An 18,497-nucleotide genomic window follows, 5' to 3' on the forward strand; every position below is an offset into this window, starting at 1 on the left:
TGGTCACAATATTTGTGATCAGACTTTTTTGATTTCTGAAAGGGTAGTTAATAAGTTGATTACTTATCTGCTGCTTTTTTACCAGCGTTGAAATACTTCAAATCGCCAATAGGTCCTGCCAATTTAAATTTACCATTTTTATAAACCAATTTAGTAACAGCATCATTAGCTATACCAATGCCTTGGTATTCTGGGTAGTCTTGAGCTGACAAGAACATATTAATCGACATCCCTGAACTAACTACAAGGACATTGCCACCCTTCTTTTGTTGCTTCTTAGCAATCGCAGTCAATGCGGCAGTCATTCGCTTCTGAACAGTTGTTGATTGCTCAGCGCGATATTGTTCAGGCAAGGTTGTGTTTAATTTATTAGCCTTATCCAAAGCATAATAACCGTCTTGCATCTTGTTTTGGAATAATTTACCTGTTTTAGCTTGGAAGTCAGCTACATCTTTATAACCATAGTATTCTGCGATTTCTGGGACATTTTTGCCAATATCTTGTCTACCCTCATAACTGCCATAGTTACATTCGCGCAAACGCGGATCAATCTGTAATTTAATCTTCTTATTGCCAGAATAATCCAAAGCACCTTGTGCCGTCTTTTCTTGACGAGTTAAATCACCAGAATATACTGCTCTAAATTTAACTCCTTTTAAGCCTAAGCCAAGGTATTGTGCACCTTTAACACCATTATCGGTCAAAGTGAAATCACTCCAACCTTGAGCAAGGTGCATTACATTAGCCGTGGTCTCTCCATGCCGTGCCAAATAAATTATTACTGGCTTATTAGTTGCTTTACTACTTTTAGCTTCGGTAACATTTGCACCAACTAAAAACAAAGTAATTACGCTAACAAATGAAATAAGTGTCTTGAGCCATTTTTTCATAATTATTACCATTTATCCCAAATCTTGACCGTTAGTTGCAATTACTTGCTTATACCAGTCAAATGACTTCTTCTTGTAACGCTTAAGAGTACCTTCACAATGGTCATCTTCATCAACATAGATGAAGCCATAGCGCTTCGACATTTCACCAGTTGAAGCACTGACTAAGTCAATACAACCCCATGGTGTATAGCCCATCACATCAACACCATCATCAATTGCACCAGAAATTGCTTCGATATGTTCGCGCAAGTAATCAATGCGGTAATCATCAGCAACGTAGTGATTTTCATCTGGCTTATCAATTGCACCAAGGCCATTTTCAACAATGAATAATGGCTTTTGATAACGATCAGCCAACTGATTCAAGGCAATTCTTAAGCCCATTGGGTCAATTTGCCAACCCCAGTCACTACTCTTTAAGAACGGATTCTTAACTCCGCCCATCATATTACCATTAGCTGATTCCTGATTATCATGAGTAACATCAATTACAGATGACATGTAGTAACTAAAGCCAATGTAATCAACAGGATATTTGGCCAGTAAGTCCAATTCCTCTTGCGTATAATCAAGATCGCTCAGCTTAACGCCATTGCGAGCTAATAAACTCTTAGTGTAAGCTGGGTAATGACCGCGTACTTGCACATCAGCACAGAAGAAGTTGTTGGCTTGGTTTTCTTGCAAAGCTGCCAATTGGTTCTTTGGATCACAGTCATAACTGTAAGTAGTTGCATACAAAATCATGCACCCAATTTTTAAATCAGGGTCTAATTCATGACCAATCTTAACAGCTTTACTACTTGCAACAAATTGGTTATGCCATGCTTGGTAAACGTTCTTCTTGTCGTTAGCACCATTAGAAGCTACTAATCCTTGACCCATTATTGGGAAGTGAGCAGCACTGTTAATTTCGTTAAAAGTCATCCAGTACTTAACTTTGTCATGGTAACGAGTCAAGACAGTCTTAGCAAACCGCTCATAAAAGTCAATTAATTGCTTGTTCTTCCAAGCACCGTATTTCGTAATTAAATTCAATGGCAGTTCATAGTGTGAAATTGTAATTACGGGTTCAATATTGTACTTCAAACATTCATCAATTAAAGCATCGTAAAACTTCAGTCCTTCTTCATTTGGCTCAGTTTCATCCCCATTAGGAAAAATCCGTGACCACGCAATTGAAAAACGGTAACATTTGAAACCCATTTCTGCAAACAGTGCAATATCTTCTTTGAAGTGGTGGTAGTGGTCAATCCCAATATGGTTCGGATAAAACTTATTAGGATCAATCGTAAAGTCAAAATCGGGATCATTAGCAACCCACATCCGTTTTTTACCACCCGGTAAAACATCAGGTAGTGACAAACCCTTACCGCCTTCTTGATATGCACCTTCTAATTGGTTGGCAGCAGTAGCACCACCCCATAAAAAGCCTTTAGGAAAATTATTTGTAGTCATTCTCTTAGCAACCTTTCCTTTATATTATTTTAAAGATAACAGTTTATCGGCAATCTTAACTTGACCGTCTGCAACTGCCTTAACTTCATTATAGTCCTTTGAGTTCGTTACGATTACTGGTGTAGTCACAACATAACCAGCCTTCTTAATTGCATCAATATCAAATTCAATTAATGGCTCGCCTGCTTTCACAGCTTGCCCCTTCTCAACTAAGGTCTTAAAACCCTTGCCATCAAGTTCAACTGTGTCCATCCCAATATGGATCATTATTTCAGCACCATTAACAGATTTAAGCCCAATCGCGTGCCCTGTTGGGAAAACCATTGCAACTGTCCCATCAACTGGTGAACAAACTTTGCCTTCGCTTGGCTCAATCGCAACGCCTTGACCCATCGCACCACTTGAAAACACTTGATCCTTAACATCTTTTAAATCAACAACTTTTCCAGCTAATGGTGCAATAACATCTTCCGGAGTTACAGAAGCTTTAGGCGCATCACAGGTAGCCACATCCTTGTCGATTTCTTTCACTTCTGCATTAGCGTTGCTTTCAGCAGTAGCAACAGCTGGCGCAGCTTCGCCATCAAGAGGAGCGTCAACGCTCTTTTTGCCAAATAGCATTTGGAAAACAAAGCCTAAAACTGTAGCAGCAATTATTGCCAAAATATAGCCATAAACTGTTGAATCTACACCATTTTTACCAATAGTAGCTGGGATAGTAAATATACCTAAACCACCCATCATCCAATTCTTAGTTCCAAACAGTCCAATTAATCCACCACCGATGGCTGACGCAATACAACTTAAAATAAATGGTCGCTTTCTTGGCAGTGTCAAACCATAAATAGCTGGTTCAGTAACACCGAAGATCCCAGAGATAAAAGCTGGAAATGCTAAACTCTTGGTTTTTTCATTTTTAGTCTGAAAAAACATTGCCAAAACAACACCAGTTTGTGCAAAAGAAGCTGCTTGACTCAAAATAATAATTGGGTCAAATCCTTGTGAGGCCAAATTAGCCATGGCAACCGCAACAAAGCCCCAATGAACACCAAACATAACAAATACTTGCCAAAACGCACCCATTAAGATACCGGCTAAAATTGGACTAATATTATAAACACCCACACAAATTGAAGAAATAATATTACTTAACCAAGTTGCAACAGGTCCAATAATTATAAAAGTTACTGGTAAAGTAATCAGCAATACCATAAAGGGTACAAGGAAAGTTTTAACAACATCAGGAATAATCTTCTTAGCAAATCTCTGTACCTTAGATGCAAACCAAATAGCTAAAATAATTGGGATAACTGATGAAGTATAGTTCATCGAAATTACTGGAAGTCCTAAAAAGGTTATATGGATTGGTGCTTGAAAGATTGTTCCCTTAAACAAAGTATACAAAGTAGTCTTACTAGTAGTCATAGCTACAATTGTAGGATAACATAGGGCTGCACCAATTGTTGCTCCTAGGTAGCTACTGATGCCAAACTTTTTAGCAGCCGAAATACCTAAAATAACTGGTAGAAAGTAAAATAAGCTATCACCAATTGCATTTAGGATAATATAGGTACCAGAAGTTTTTGTTAACCAACCCAAAGACAAAAACATGGCATTGAAGCCCTTAATCATCCCAGTTGCACATAAGGGACCTAATATTGGATTGAAAATCCCAGAAATCAAATCAATGAAACGATCCATTAAACTCATATTGCTGGTATCAACATAGTCATCAGCAACTGTTCCGCCATCTGAAAACCCGCCGACTTTAATTAAAGTATCGTACACATCTGCAACATTATTACCAATGACTACTTGATATTGACCACCGGCTTTAACTAACGAAAGCACCCCATCAGTAGCTTTCATTGCGGCATCATTAGCCTTCTTTTCGTCCTTCAATTTAAAACGCAGCCGTGTCGTACAGTGAACAACGCTAGCAACATTGTCTTTACCGCCGACATTGGCAATAATTTTTTGACTTAAATCTTCGTAAGCCATTTTTTCCTCCTAAACTAGACAAAATAAAAACCCGTGAACATAAAGAGTCTGCCCCTGCTTATTAACAAGTATGCTCTTTTATTGTTCTCGGGTTAATGCCTGCCTTACCAGTAACACACCAGATAAACTATGTTATTTGTCAGTTGTCAGTTGCTTAGTCTCGTCATCAGTATTTGAACTATTCTGTCTATGCGTTACCCGCCAGACATGCAAAGTCAGATAAACTTGATCATCAGGCTGCAATTGCCAACCAGCTTGCTTTTGTAAATAAGTACCAATCTTTAAGACCGTTTCATAAGCCGTCTGATACTTTGCCTTCATTAATTCCAGCAGCGACCGATCAAGCTCACTTCCACTTTCATCATTAATACCACAAATATGGCGAACCATAAAGGCCCTCAAGTGGGTCATGAAGCGGTTAAAATTAAATGATTCCGTGTCAAGCTGCATCCCATATTGATATTCAATAATAGCAATCACACCACGGATTAATTTAGTAATCTTAATCGTATCCTGCAGCTTAGTTTGATCAGAGCCAGCATTAATAAAGTGATATGTCAGATAAACAGCTTCACTGCGTGGTAAAGTCATGCTTGTCTTTTTTTCAATCACCTTAATCGCCGTTAGGGCAACATCATACTCTTTAGGAAATAATTTACGAATCTCCCACCGGACCGTTTCTTGTCCTAAGTCAATGCCTTCGTCAGCTCTTTTAAGCAAAAAATCAATATGATCAGCCAGCGCAAAATATTGATAATCAGAAAACTTGGTTTGCAACTTTTCGGAAGCAATCTGAATGACCTCAGTTGTCAGTGCTAATGTACGCGTATCAATATCACTAATACTATTGGCCAACTCAATATTCTTCTCAACTGCGACAAACCGGCGACTAATCTTGCTCTCGTCAATCTCATCACCAGCTTTTTTACCAAAGCCAATCCCGTTACCAATAACCACCCAATCAACGCCCGACTCATCAGACACTAAAGCAGCATTGTTATTAAAATTCTTGACAAATTTCACTTTGCTAACCTCTTTTTAATAAAAAAACCTATAAATAACCAATAGCAGATTATGAGTTATTGTTTATTTATAGGTTTATGCCTGATCGAATCAGTAACACGCTTATTTACTCTTAAAATTATAAATCAGTATTAAAGCGATTTCAATAGTTATTTACATATTTTTTATCAGCGTTATTCTTTATTAATTATTCTAGTAAAATTAATTATGCTTATTAACAACTGATGATACATTAGTATCACGAAAGCAAATAGCTTGATACCCCATTTCTAGTTGTTTAAAAAATTCAGTAGTATTTAATTCTTGATGTTGTGCAAATAAATTCTGCCACCATGTTTCCATCACCTGTTTTAATTTAAGTGCTTCACTTTTACCGTTAGTTGTAGCTGTAATCCGCTTAACACGTCCATCAGCACTATCTTTATTACGTGTAATCAATTTCTGGTGCAATAATACTTGCAAATCTTTAGCTAACAAACTAGGATCAATCACCATTTGTTGAGCTATCTCACGCTGCATCAAATTAGGATGCTCAACAATAAATAATAGCAAATCACTTTGGGTTGCTCGTAAGTTCAAATTTGCAAGCTGCTGGTTAAATTCATTTTTGGATTGCCGATAAATACCAGCAATAAATTTACTTAAATAATAATATTTCATACATACCTCTAGTCAATTAATGGACTTGTCCACTAAATTGATGATAAACTATAATATAAATTAATCATTTATATTATAAAGGAAGTTGCTAATTTGGAAAACAGTTTAATCAAAGCTTTTCACACTCGTAATCTATTAACTTTATTTTGTGGTCTAAGTATCATGGCAATTGGTGTATCCTTGTCAAAGCTGGCTGCTTTAGGAACATCGCCAATTGCCAGTATCCCTAATGTTGTCAGTTATCTTTTACCAGTATCGATCGGCAATTTAACCATTATTTTCATGATAATCTTAGTTTTATTAGAGGCCCTGTTTTTAAGAAGAGATTTTAGTACTCTCAATTTACTTCAGATTATTCCGGGAAGTTGCTTTGGCTTTTTAATTGATTTTTTCATGAAAGTTTTCAGTTTTGTTAAACCACATAATTACTTAGAACAAATTAGTTTAACAATCTTAAGTATTGTCATATTAGCAATTGGTGTATTCTTAGAGATATCTTCAAGTTCAATTATTTTACCCGGAGAAGGTTTGGCCAGAGCAATGGCTTGGTCATTAAAGAAAAAATTTGCAGTTACTAAAGTAATTGTTGACTTTAGTATGGTCGTTATTGCATTAGCAATTGCACTAATCTACTTTCATTCTTTAGTTGGTATTCGTGAAGGAACAATTATATCCGCTCTTTGTGTTGGCCCACTTGTAAAACTATTTCGCAGTATCAAAAGTAAGTTAAGCTAATAAAATAGCGCTCCTGCTAAGTTAAAAATTATCAGAAGCCCCACTATGTTGACTTCTTAATTTGAAAAATATTATTTTTCAGTATATTACTTTAATAATTAATTTAGTTCAATTTTATTATAAATCTGAAACTTGAAAGCTAGCAGTTACCTAGAATAGCGTGTTAGTGTCAACTTTTTGTGGGTAATAATCTTTAAGCCTGGCTACTACCAAACATCAATTGCGGTCAAAAAAATTATTCAGCTTTATGGCAGCAGATGGCAAATAGAGACTTTCTTCAAAACAGTCAAAGAAGAAATTACAAAAAAGATTGGGCAAGTAATAGATAACTTTATTAAGCTACTACCAAGATTTATCCAAAATCAGCTGGATGGACGCAAATAAAACATAATTTAGGACAAAAAAAGCCAAATCTCACAGGGGATTTGGCTAGTTTTACTGCTTTCAAGTTTCAGTTATATTCAAAAAACTTGGGTCAGACTTGATCGCCTTGGCTTCTGCAATAATTTTTTCTTTAGTCATTATTTACTTCTAGTTCTACTCATTAACCGGGTACTTATGTCTAAAGTAGTAATAAACACCAACAGAAATTGCTGGAATTAGTAAACCTAACAATGAAGTCACTGGATCATCAAAGAAATTGTTAATCAAAATAATTAAGAAGGCAATAACAGCAATGATAACTGTCCACGGATAAGCCCAAACTTTGTATGGTCTTGCGACATTTGGTTTGCGGTGACGTAGAACCGGAACGGCTAAAATTGACAACAGATTAAAAATTGCTCCACTGAAGACAACTAAGGAAGTCAATTCATTTAAGTCTCGTGTTAAAACGAGCGCAATTGAAATAATCATTTGCATAATTAAGCCGTGATCAGGTGTCCGATATTTTGGATGAATATGCTCAAATGTCTTCCATAATAAGCCATCTTTAGAAACGGCATAGTAATAACGTGAAAAGGCTAAAATCATTCCGTTTAATGAACTAATCATTGCCAAAACCATTGTTACAGCAACCAAAATCGTACCTGCATAGCCCATAAATGTCTGGGCCACATTAGTCCCTAAGTACAATTGACCAGCCCTAATTGACTTAGCAATTGCTTTAGCAGGTAATGAACGATAAATCGCAAAGTTGAACAGCACATAAACAACTGTTGTAAAACCAACCGATAAAATCAATGCTCGCGGCAGGTTCTTTTGCGGGTTTTTCATTTCACCGGCAACTGTGTTCAAGTTAGTCCAACCCTCAAATGCCCAAAGAGATGCGATTACCGCAAAGGCCACCATTTGAATAATATCAATCACATTACCATGACCAGCAGGTAATGACAGTGACAAATTAGGCATATAGTGACCAAAAAAGACACCCAGACCAATAATTAAAACTAATGGCAAAATCTTTAGCACCGTGAAGAAATTTTGCACCCATTCACCAACATTAACACCAAAATAATTAATAACTGTGAAAATAACAATTAATAAAATTGCAACTGTTTTTACAGTTAAATCATCAAAGTGGAAAAAGGTCGTCAAAGCCATCGGCAATGCAATCGCAATCGCCGCTATTGACCCAGGGCCACCAATCACCATACTTTGAAAGGTAAACATATAACCAATTACTGGTGAATATGCATCTGACAGATAAACGTAAATACCACCAGTTTCGGGATTCATTGCTCCTAATTCCGCAAAGCACAGACTTCCCATTAATGTAACTAGACCACCAACTAGCCATGCCAAAAGTGCATAGCCCATCGACATTTGTGACCGTTGCAAGACATACGACCCAATGTAAAAAATACCTGAGCCAATCATAATCCCAATTAAAATATTACTTCCACCAAACACACCAATTGTCTTCTTCAGCTGCGGCGCGTTCTCTTCACTCTTTTCCTTCAAAATAACACCTCTTAAAAATCAGGCCAACTTAAAAAGTTGCACAAACAAAAACCTCATTGTCCTAAAAACAACAAGGCTATAATTAATCATTTTAGACAAATCAAATAGCGCTCCTTGGGCAATAATCCAAGACAGTTTGCAAGATATTGTCCTGCAACCCAACCAAAAACTTGCACAAACAAATTCTTGATTTCGGCGATAATTCTTCGATTAACAATCTTTGCTTTTGTGTACTCCTGCTAAGTTAGTAATTATCGCAACCTCTAATATGTTGGCTCCTTAACTTAAAAAAAGATTAGGACAAAAAGCATTATTTGTCAATACATTGCTTTAATAATTATTTAACTTATTCCAATTTTATTAGAAATAATATGCTATGATAGATTTAATCACTTGAAAGGAGTCCTGCATGGAAATCATTCATCACTTTCACAACGCACAACCTATTGTTGTTAGTAACCAAGCAGCTGTTCTAACTAATGTTAATTTTCAAGTTGCAGTGCCTTGTAAATTAAATCAAGAATTATTAACCGATAATTTAGTTAAAGATGATAGTCAAAATATTTACTTCGATACTTCACAAGGATTGCTTTTATTTAGCGATGCATATTTTAAAGGATTAAATTATTTTAATAAACTTGTACTTTTTACTCAAGTTAAATGGGGAAAAGTCAAAAACTGCCACGGAACTAGTTTTTATTCCCAGCAGCATCAACTACTTAAAAAGTTACCATTAACCAGTAATTTGCAATTTATCGGTCAGGGAGAAGATATATTTCAGCAAACTTGGCTTATAACTTCAGCTGGTACTTGGGTTAATAAATGTGATATCTGGCTTGACGGCGAGCCGTTAATTACCCGTACTCATAATTTATGCCAAGAAAAAACGCTGATTGTTAATCCTTGCGGCACAATTGCGTGCAATCACTTAGGGCAAAACTTGCAGAAAATTAGCCAAGCAACATCGCTACAGATTAAAGCAATCAAAGAGGATATATTTGGCAATGAATATCTTCAAATTGCTCCCGATACTTTTATTCCGACAACTGATTGCATCTTGCACAACTATCCCAGCCACTTAACCCCCCAGCAACCACACCTACTTATTACCGAAAATATTAACCAGATGTTTTGGGGCGTTCAAAACGGTTGTGAAGCTGCCGCCTTATTAATGGGACTTCATTACCAGCACAAGTTGGAAACAACGGATTATCAAACTTTTATCGATGAAATGCCGCTGGCTCCAGATTATAATCCGTATCATGGTTTTGGCGGTTCACCTTACGAAAATGTCACGGGACGTTTTGAAGCAATCTTTCCATCTGCCTTATTAAATTGGGGACGTAAATTTACAGACTTGCGTGACTTAACTGGCGCACACGAGTCAGACCTCATTGCCGCTATTAAACGCGGCAACCCTGTCCTAACCTATGTCACTACTAATTTCACTCAACCAGATCCAGACACTTATCCGTGGGGCAAAACATACAAAAATAACCACGCCGTTTTATTAGACGGCTTTAGCGAAGATTTGTTTCATGTTTCCGACCCAATTGATGGTCATTACTGGCTGACTAAGGCAGCTTTTATGCAAGCATACAAGGTTAGAACATGGGCCATCGAAATTATGTAGAACAATGTTTTTTAAGAAAGAAGAAAAATTATGGGACTTAATAAACCACTTTTAAATGCACTTAGCGACGCCAAACAAGGTCCGCAAAATTTAATTACTGATGTTGCTGGTATTACTGTAGGTCACAAAACATTAAAAACTGACCGGTTGAACACGGGTGTAACAGTAATTAAACCTTGCCAAGATAATATTTTCAGGGAAAAAATGCCAGCCGCTGTTCAAGTAATCAATGGTTTTGGCAAGAGTACCGGACTAGTGCAAGTCGAAGAACTTGGAACGATTGAAACGCCACTGGTCTTAACCAATACTCTAAGTGTCGGGACTGCTTACACTGCTTTAGTTAAGCGCATGCTTGCCGAAAATCCAGAAATTGGGACCACTACTGGTAGTGTTAACCCAATTATTATGGAATGCAATGATAGTACTATCAACCATATTCGTGATTTAGGTGTAACAGAAGATGACGTTAACGATGCCTTTATGGCGGCTGACACAAGTTTTGAAGAAGGACCCGTCGGTGGCGGCACTGGTATGTGCTGTTACGACCTAAAAGGTGGTATCGGTTCTGCTTCACGGCAAGTTGAAATTGATGGTAAAACCTTTACTATGGGGGCACTTGTGATGTCCAACTTTGGTTTTGGCGAAGACTTAAACATTTATGGCGAACATATTGGTCAAAAAATCACGCAAATGAGAAAGGATAAGGAAAAAGGCAGCATTATCACAATTATTGCTACCGATATTCCGTTTAATTCTCGACAATTAAAGCGAATTGCACGCCGCTCAAGCGTTGGTATTACCCGCAGTGGCTCCTTCACTGGTAACGGCAGTGGCGAAATCACCCTTGCCTTTTCAACAGCCAATCGTGTGAGTCACTTCCCAGAAACAGAGTTAAGTTCAATTCAAGCAATTACTGATGATAAGATTGACCGCTACTTCCGAATTACCGTTGATATTGTTAATGAAGCCATTCTAAGTTCATTAGCTCACGGCAAAACTTTCATCAATTGCGATGGTAAACCTGTTTACGGCTTACCAGATGCACTAAACGAGTTAGACAATGACCCAGATGCAATCAAGTTAAAGGAGCAATTAGGACTTTAATTAATCTCGCCTAACACAATAAGTCATGAAGCTTAACTGCTTCATGACTTATTTTTTCTCAGCGGCGTTCCTGTTACCGGTAACGACAATTTTACCTTCTAGTTAAATGCTATAATGGTTACCAATAATAGCGATTACATTTTATAGGAGAAAATATTATGACACCGTGGTGGAAAAAAGCAGTTATCTATCAAATTTATCCCAAATCTTTCCAAGACAGCAATGGCGACGGAATTGGTGATCTGCGCGGAATCATCTCGCGCCTTGATTATTTACAAAAGTTAGGGATTGATGCCATCTGGCTATCTCCTATTTACCTATCACCGGGAGTTGACAACGGTTATGATATTGCGGACTACGAAAAGATCGACCCACAATACGGCACAATGGCCGAGATGGAGCAATTAATTGCGGAGGCCAAAAAGCGGAACATTCGAATCATTATGGATCTTGTTGTTAACCATACTTCAGATAAGCACCCGTGGTTCATTGAAGCACGAAAAAACAAGACTAATCCTTACCGCGATTTTTATATCTGGCGTGATCCAGTCGACAATCATGAACCTAATAATTTGAAGTCGGACTTTTCGGGATCAGCTTGGCAATATGACCAGCAGACTAAGCAATATTATCTTCACTTTTTTGCGGCCCAACAACCCGATTTAAATTGGCAAAATCCTAAGTTGCGCCAAAAAATCTACGACATGATGAATTTTTGGTTAGACAAGGGCATCGGCGGTTTCCGCATGGATGTTATTGAGCTAATTGGGAAAGAACCAGATAAGAAAATCCGTGAAAATGGCCCCAAGTTACACACTTACATTCAAGAAATGCACGAGCACACGTTGGTTCATCGCGACGTCATGACTGTCGGCGAAACCTGGAGTGCTGACATCAAAGGCGCTACACAATATTCCGATCCTGACAGACATGAATTATCGATGGTCTTTCAATTTGAAGATCAGGGGATTGACCAGCAAGCCGGCAAGTCCAAGTGGGACTTGCGTCCTTTTAACATCAGTGAACTCAAGAAAATTCTCATTAAATGGCAAACTGAACTTGATTATAATCATGCTTGGAACAGTCTTTTTTGGGAAAATCACGATATTCCCCGAGTTATTTCTCGCTGGGGCAATGACAACAAGTACCGCGTGCAATCAGCTAAAATGTTTGCGATCGCCCTGCACCTGATGCATGGCACACCATATATTTTTAATGGCGAAGAAATCGGCATGACTAATTGTCCTATCCAAGACATTAGTGAAGTCGAAGACCTTGAGAGCGTCAATATGTATCATGAACGGCTTAAGGCAGGTTACACTAAAGAAGAATTAATTCACGCAATTAATGTCAAGGGGCGCGACAATGCCCGTAGACCAATGCAGTGGTCAAATGAGGAGAATGCCGGCTTTTCTAGTGCTAAACCGTGGCTTGCGACTAACCCTAATTACTGCGAGATTAACGTCAAGCAGGCTTTGGCTGACCCTAATTCAATCTTTTATACTTATCAGAAGTTAATTAAACTGCGACATGAACATGAGATTGTCATTAACGGCAGCTTTGAGCCTATCACTACTAATGACAACGTCTTGGCTTACTACCGCCAACTAAATAAAAAGCGCTGGCTGATAGTTGCCAATTTTAGTGATCAAGAAATCGCGTTTTCATCTGCCGACTCAATTCAAGAAGTATTAATTTCTAATTATCCTGAGCGTCAAACTCTTCAAAATATTACGCTGCAGCCCTATGAGGCCTTTGCCGTTAGTGTTAAGTAATAAAAATAAGCCATGAGATTTCATGGCTTATTTTTTATATTTGTGTTTGATACAGTGCAGCCGTTTTTTCATCAAATGCGCACATTATTATTTCAATATTATATGATGCGTTCTTTTGCAGCCAGCTATTAACCGCTCTAAAAGCAATCATCGCTGCTCGCCGTTCTGGAAAGCTGTAAGCACCCGTCGAAATTGCTGGGAAAGCAATACTATGCAGGTGATATTCTTCAGCTAGATCTAGACAGTTAATGTAGCAGGCGCGCAAAAACGAATCATCACTTGCCCGCCCCGAGTAAATCGGTCCAACTGTATGAATCACAAATTTAGCTGGTAAATGATAACCCTTAGTTATTTTTGCCTGACCCGTTTCACAGCCATGCAAAGTGCGACATTCCTCAAGTAATTCCGGTCCAGCGGCCTTGTGAATTGCACCATCAACGCCTAACCCACCTAGCAAAGTCTTGTTGGCTGCATTAACAATTGCATCAACTTTTAACGTTGTAATGTCAGCTTGAATAATTTTAATTGTTGCCATTATTTACCTCCACTTTCTCTATATTTTACCCCAACTTAAACTCTAGCCATGCAAAAAAGTGCAGCCATATTAGCTGCACTTTTAATAAATAGATATTTATCCTTTTTCTGCACCAGCGGTAATCCCGTTGACGTAGAACTTTTGCATGAAGATAAATAAAATTGTAATCGGAATTGCAATAATTACACATCCTGCCACAAATTCCGCAAAGTATGCTGTGGCATTACCCTTAGAATTATGTACCATATTGTACAAACCATAAGCAATAGTGTAATTCTTCGCATTACCTGAGGTTGATAAGATAATACCTGAGAAAATGAAGTCAGTCCACGGACCGATAAAAGCGGTCAGTGCTGTATAAACAATCATCGGTTTAGCCAATGGCAAATCAATATGCGTAAAAATTTGCAATTTGGTTGCACCATCAATTTCCGCAGCCTCATCAATCGAAAACGGTACGGTATCAAAGAAGCCTTTAGCAACATAGAAGCCCAAGCCGGCACCACCGACATAAACTAGCAGCAAGCCGCCCAAGTTTAACATGTTCAAGCCCTTCAAAATATAGTAGAGAGCAATCATTGACATGAAGCCTGGGAACATCCCTAATACCAAAGCAATCTGCATGAATGGCTTTCTAAATGAAAAGCGTAGACGTGACAAAACGAAAGCTACAGAAATTGTTAAAAACGTGGAAATAATCATTGAAAAAATGGAAATAATTAACGTATTAATAATCCAATTAACCAGCGGATATTGAGGATTATTAAAAATGCCAATATAATTCTGTAATGTAAATTGCTCTGGCCAAAAAGTTGAAACAAATCCGGTATTATTGTATGAAAAGCTGGCCAAAATAATCCAAACAATCGGCAAAATCCACACAACAGCTAAAATTGTTAATAGTAAATAACGGAAAATTAGCGAAAGGCGTCTTTGATTTTGATAAGATTTCATCATTAGCCCTCCTTGTAAGCATTAGTATGACGATACGCAATCAATGAGAAGACTGCACTAATAATAAAGATTAAGATACCTAAGACTGCAGATGCGTTGTACTTTTGCTCTTGACCAAAGGTCAAATTGTAAAGCCAAGTAACCAGCAAGTCAGTTGATCCAGCACCATTGTAACTATTATTCATTGGCGCACCACCAGTTAACAAGAAAATAACGTTAAAGTTGTTGATGTTACCAATGAACTGTTGGATTAATGATGGTGCCATCACAAACAAAATTTGTGGAAATGTAATTGACTTGAAGACCTGAATTGCATTCGCACCGTCAATCTTGGCAGCTTCAATTTGATCAGTTGGCAGGTTCTGAATAATTGCAGTTGAAATGAGCATTGATACGGGAATACCAATCCACATGTTAACCACAATAACTGTTATTCTAGCTACTAATGGCGTTGCCTGATTATCAATAAAGTGAATCGGATGCGCAATCAACCCAATATTCATCAAAATACTGTTAAATGCACCCTGGTAATCTAAAAATTGCGCAACCATTAATAATGAAACAAATGATGGTACAGCCCAAACAATTACAAAAATTGTTCGCCAAACTCCTTTAAATTTAATCCCTTTAGATTCAATTAACAAAGCTAATAAAACACCAAAGAAAAAGGTAGTTACAGTAGCTGCTACTGCCCAAACTAATGTCCAACCTAATACTGGAAAAAATGTTCCAGACAAGTCACCGCTGATAACATTGCCGAATGCTTGGAAACCAGTCCAAGAAAAAGCAATCGGATGTTGACGATCATAATTCGTGAAAGCCATTGAAATCATGAAAATTGTTGGCAAAATTGTAAAGCTTAAAATTCCCACAATTGGAAAAGCCATCAAAGTATCATGCAGACGAGCATCAAACAGGTTAGCTAATTCTTCTTTGTTGGTCATAATATGTTGACCATCACGCTTAAGGGCGTAATTTTTTCTCGTTGACCTTAGATTAACAATATATAGGTAAATCATCCCCATACAGACAATCAAGGCTAGCAGGCCAAACAACAAAATCAAAACAGAATTTGATGGTTGCTTAGTAATATAGACTCCCTGGGCTTTATCAAAGACAACTTTTTTAGTCTTATTAGGGCCCAAGTTCGTCATCATTGCCATTGCTGAAATACCACCGAAAACCAGCCAGACAATAAAGGCAACTTCGGCAATTAGCATTGAAAGACCTTTAATCCATTGCTTATTTTCTAAGGCATTACTACCCATAATAAAGAACGATAATTTTGTGGCAACACTGCCTTTAGACCAAACTTCATGAAAAGTTGCTGCAGGAGCTGCATGCTTTTTCTTTCTAAACATAATTTCCCCTCTTTTTAAGTAAGAAAAGGTTGGACATCAATCCCAACCTTTTCACTTACAAGATTAACTATTTCTTTTCTGAAGTCTTTTCCAATTTAGCAAGTTGTGTCTTGTATTGTGCAGGCTTAACTTTACCGTCGTATGCACCATTGATTAGTGGTGGAACACCATTCCAGAATTCTGCCATTTGTGGTAATTTTGGCATTAAGACTGAATTATTTGGTTGTGACATTTCAATAACAGCTGTAGCTACAGGGTCGCTCTTAACTTCTGGAGCTGTAATTGCACTCTTGAGAACTGGGATTTGACCAGCTGCCTTATGTGTAATTAACTGGGCCTTCTTATTAGTAATGAATGCTGCAAGTTCAGCAGCTGCCTTTGGATACTTAGTATGTGCATTAACAGCGAAGCCTTCAATACCTAAGAATGCTTCCATTTGAACATCTTTGCCACCAACATTAATCATTGGATATTTAGCAACGCCAAAGTTCTTACCTAAAATCTTCTTAATGTTAGCTGCGTTCCATGGTCCATCAAGAATTGCTTGAGCATTACCCTTCTTCAATTGGTTTAACGCATTTGAAGTTTGCATTACACCCTTGTTGTTTCTTTGCTCAGCAAACCATTTCAAAGCATTAACACCATTTTGTGAATTATAAGTTGAGCCCTTTACATCTTCACCATTGTCACCATACAACTTAGTTCCTGCTGAGAAGAATACTGGCCACATAACATAAGCATTTGTAAAGTCGGTTGCAACTACACCTTTAGAAGTCAATGTCTTCCAGTTCTTAACATCACTAGGTGAGAACTTAGATTTATTATAGTAAATCGTTTGTGCCTGTTGAGCGTATGGATATGCATAAACCTTGCCCTTCCAAGTTACACCCTTAACAGCAGAAGCTACATAATTAGCCTTAATATTCTTAGTGTCAGTTGGTGATAGTGGGTTAATGTAACCTGAATCAGCCATTTGGCCTAAGTGATCGTTTGGTGCTTCAAAAACATCAGCAGCTTTTGATGGGTCCTTACCAACGTCAGTTTTCGCATTAGCTGAACCTGTTGGACTTTGGGTTACACGAACCTTAATATCCTTATGTTCTTTGGTAAAGTCTTTAACGATTTGCTTATAATATGGCACCTGGTTAGTGTCAACCCACAAGGTTAAATTACCGCTGTCGCTTCCCTTACTACTTGATGAACTTGAGCCGCCATTAGAACATGCAGCTAGTGTCATTGCAGCCAAAATAGCTGTACTACTTAAAGCAACTTTCTTCCAAATTTTCATGTTAGTTACCTCCTAAATAAAAATAACATGTTTTTTAAAGCCAATGATTACCAAATCATTGATTGATTAACTTAATTAACAATTGCCAAGGTCGTATTCTTATCAAAGAAGTGCGCCTTATTAACATCAAAGCCCATTCTGACTTTTTCACCTGGTTGGTAAAGGTCACGAGCATTAATGTTAGCTACAAATTCAGTTTCATCTACCTTTTGGTATAACTGAATTGTGGCCCCGAGCAATTCTGAAACAACTACTGTTGAATCAACTGCTGAATCTGGCCATGTTTCCAAGAATGCCTGTTCCGCATGAATATCTTCTGGCCGAATACCGAAAACAACATCACGGTCGTTATAGCCATTTTCTTCAAGCAATTTTGCCTTACCTTCCGGAACGGCAATCTTTAAGCCCTTGCCATCCGAAATCCAGCCATCATGATAATGAACATTAAAGAAGTTCATTTGTGGGGAGCCGATAAAGCCGGCAACAAACTGGTTAATTGGGTGATTATAAACTTCCTGCGGCGTCCCAATTTGTTCGATTTTACCAACCGACATTACAACTACGCGATCTGCCAATGTCATGGCTTCTGTTTGATCGTGAGTAACATAGATTGTTGTTGTACCTAAATCTTGGTGCAGTTTAGCAATTTCTGCCCGCATCGACACCCGCAATTTAGCATCCAAGTTAGATAAAGGCTCATCCATTAAGAAAATCGGTGCATCACGCACAATCGCTCTTCCTAATGCCACTCTTTGTCGTTGACCACCAGATAGTTCTGCAGGCTTCTTATCCAAGTATTCCTGCAAGTTCAAGATTTCTGAAGCATGGTGAACTCGTTGATCAATCTCGGATTTTTTATAATGACGTAATTTAAGGCCAAAGGCCATGTTGTCATAGATTGACATGTGGGGATACAACGCGTAGTTTTGGAAAACCATCGCAATATGCCGGTCTTTGGGAGCAACATCATTCATTACCTGATGATCAACTTCCATCGTTCCCTTGCTAATGTCTTCTAGCCCAGCAATCATTCTCAAAGTAGTCGATTTACCACACCCTGATGGGCCAACAAAAACGATAAATTCTTTATCTTTAATGTGTAAATCAAAATCATTAACAGAATATTGATCATTACCCTCATATTTTTTGTACATATGGTTTAAATCAACTTCAACCAT

The 18,497-nt window shown here is 37.9% G+C and carries 15 protein-coding genes and 1 riboswitch; of the genes, 4 read left to right on the top strand and 11 right to left on the bottom strand.

The window, feature by feature from the left end; all coding sequences use genetic code 11:
• Positions 1-59: 59 nt before the first annotated feature.
• The 5 genes from PT287_RS02230 to PT287_RS02250 form a co-directional block, all read right to left on the bottom strand.
• Complete coding sequence (locus PT287_RS02230; protein ID WP_277132239.1) at positions 60-890, bottom strand: histidine phosphatase family protein; 831 nt, start codon at positions 888-890, stop codon at positions 60-62.
• A gap of 12 nt (positions 891-902) precedes the next feature.
• Complete coding sequence (locus tag PT287_RS02235; protein WP_277132240.1) at positions 903-2,348, bottom strand: 6-phospho-beta-glucosidase; 1,446 nt, start codon at positions 2,346-2,348, stop codon at positions 903-905.
• Between the two features lie 24 nt (positions 2,349-2,372).
• Complete coding sequence (locus PT287_RS02240; RefSeq protein ID WP_277132241.1) at positions 2,373-4,349, bottom strand: beta-glucoside-specific PTS transporter subunit IIABC; 1,977 nt, start codon at positions 4,347-4,349, stop codon at positions 2,373-2,375.
• A gap of 132 nt (positions 4,350-4,481) precedes the next feature.
• Positions 4,482-5,372 carry a PRD domain-containing protein gene (locus tag PT287_RS02245; RefSeq protein WP_277132242.1) on the bottom strand — a complete coding sequence of 297 codons (891 nt, stop codon included), beginning with the start codon at positions 5,370-5,372 and terminating at the stop codon, positions 4,482-4,484.
• A 201-nt stretch (positions 5,373-5,573) separates the two neighbouring features.
• Positions 5,574-6,032: a MarR family winged helix-turn-helix transcriptional regulator gene (locus tag PT287_RS02250; protein ID WP_277132243.1), complete on the bottom strand. Its 459-nt coding sequence runs from the start codon at positions 6,030-6,032 to the stop codon at positions 5,574-5,576.
• Positions 6,033-6,125: 93 nt separating this feature from the next.
• Between PT287_RS02250 and PT287_RS02255 the strand changes: the two genes are divergently transcribed.
• Positions 6,126-6,767, top strand: a complete 642-nt coding sequence (locus PT287_RS02255; protein WP_277132244.1) for a DUF6198 family protein — start codon at positions 6,126-6,128, stop codon at positions 6,765-6,767.
• Between the two features lie 537 nt (positions 6,768-7,304).
• On the opposite strand, the gene PT287_RS02260 is transcribed toward PT287_RS02255, so the two are convergent.
• Complete coding sequence (locus PT287_RS02260) at positions 7,305-8,669, bottom strand: amino acid permease (protein WP_277132245.1); 1,365 nt, start codon at positions 8,667-8,669, stop codon at positions 7,305-7,307.
• Between the two features lie 97 nt (positions 8,670-8,766).
• A riboswitch (Lysine riboswitch) is annotated at positions 8,767-8,943 on the bottom strand.
• A gap of 135 nt (positions 8,944-9,078) precedes the next feature.
• On the opposite strand from PT287_RS02260, the gene PT287_RS02265 reads away from it, so the two are divergent.
• The 3 genes from PT287_RS02265 (at position 9,079) to PT287_RS02275 (ending at position 13,181) form a co-directional block, all read left to right on the top strand.
• On the top strand, positions 9,079-10,302 hold the full coding sequence (locus PT287_RS02265; RefSeq protein ID WP_277132246.1) for a C39 family peptidase: 1,224 nt from the start codon (positions 9,079-9,081) through the stop codon (positions 10,300-10,302).
• 30 nt (positions 10,303-10,332) lie between these two features.
• Positions 10,333-11,406 carry a P1 family peptidase gene (locus PT287_RS02270; RefSeq protein WP_277132247.1) on the top strand — a complete coding sequence of 358 codons (1,074 nt, stop codon included), beginning with the start codon at positions 10,333-10,335 and terminating at the stop codon, positions 11,404-11,406.
• A gap of 158 nt (positions 11,407-11,564) precedes the next feature.
• Positions 11,565-13,181, top strand: coding sequence for an alpha-glucosidase (locus PT287_RS02275; RefSeq protein ID WP_277132248.1), 1,617 nt, complete (start codon positions 11,565-11,567; stop codon positions 13,179-13,181).
• Between the two features lie 34 nt (positions 13,182-13,215).
• Here PT287_RS02275 and PT287_RS02280 read toward each other — a convergent pair whose 3' ends face one another.
• The 5 genes from PT287_RS02280 to ugpC form a co-directional block, all read right to left on the bottom strand.
• Positions 13,216-13,716 carry an O-acetyl-ADP-ribose deacetylase gene (locus tag PT287_RS02280; RefSeq protein ID WP_277132249.1) on the bottom strand — a complete coding sequence of 167 codons (501 nt, stop codon included), beginning with the start codon at positions 13,714-13,716 and terminating at the stop codon, positions 13,216-13,218.
• 96 nt (positions 13,717-13,812) lie between these two features.
• Complete coding sequence (locus PT287_RS02285; protein WP_277132462.1) at positions 13,813-14,670, bottom strand: sugar ABC transporter permease; 858 nt, start codon at positions 14,668-14,670, stop codon at positions 13,813-13,815.
• A 2-nt stretch (positions 14,671-14,672) separates the two neighbouring features.
• Complete coding sequence (locus PT287_RS02290; protein WP_277132250.1) at positions 14,673-16,031, bottom strand: sugar ABC transporter permease; 1,359 nt, start codon at positions 16,029-16,031, stop codon at positions 14,673-14,675.
• Between the two features lie 67 nt (positions 16,032-16,098).
• Positions 16,099-17,319 carry an extracellular solute-binding protein gene (locus PT287_RS02295; protein WP_277132252.1) on the bottom strand — a complete coding sequence of 407 codons (1,221 nt, stop codon included), beginning with the start codon at positions 17,317-17,319 and terminating at the stop codon, positions 16,099-16,101.
• Positions 17,320-17,390: 71 nt separating this feature from the next.
• The gene (ugpC, locus tag PT287_RS02300) at positions 17,391-18,497 is read right to left on the bottom strand and encodes a sn-glycerol-3-phosphate ABC transporter ATP-binding protein UgpC (protein ID WP_277132254.1); all 1,107 of its coding nucleotides are present in this window, start codon (positions 18,495-18,497) and stop codon (positions 17,391-17,393) included.

The organism is Lactobacillus sp. ESL0679 (assembly GCF_029433515.1).
Taxonomy (GTDB): Bacteria; Bacillota; Bacilli; order Lactobacillales; family Lactobacillaceae; genus Lactobacillus.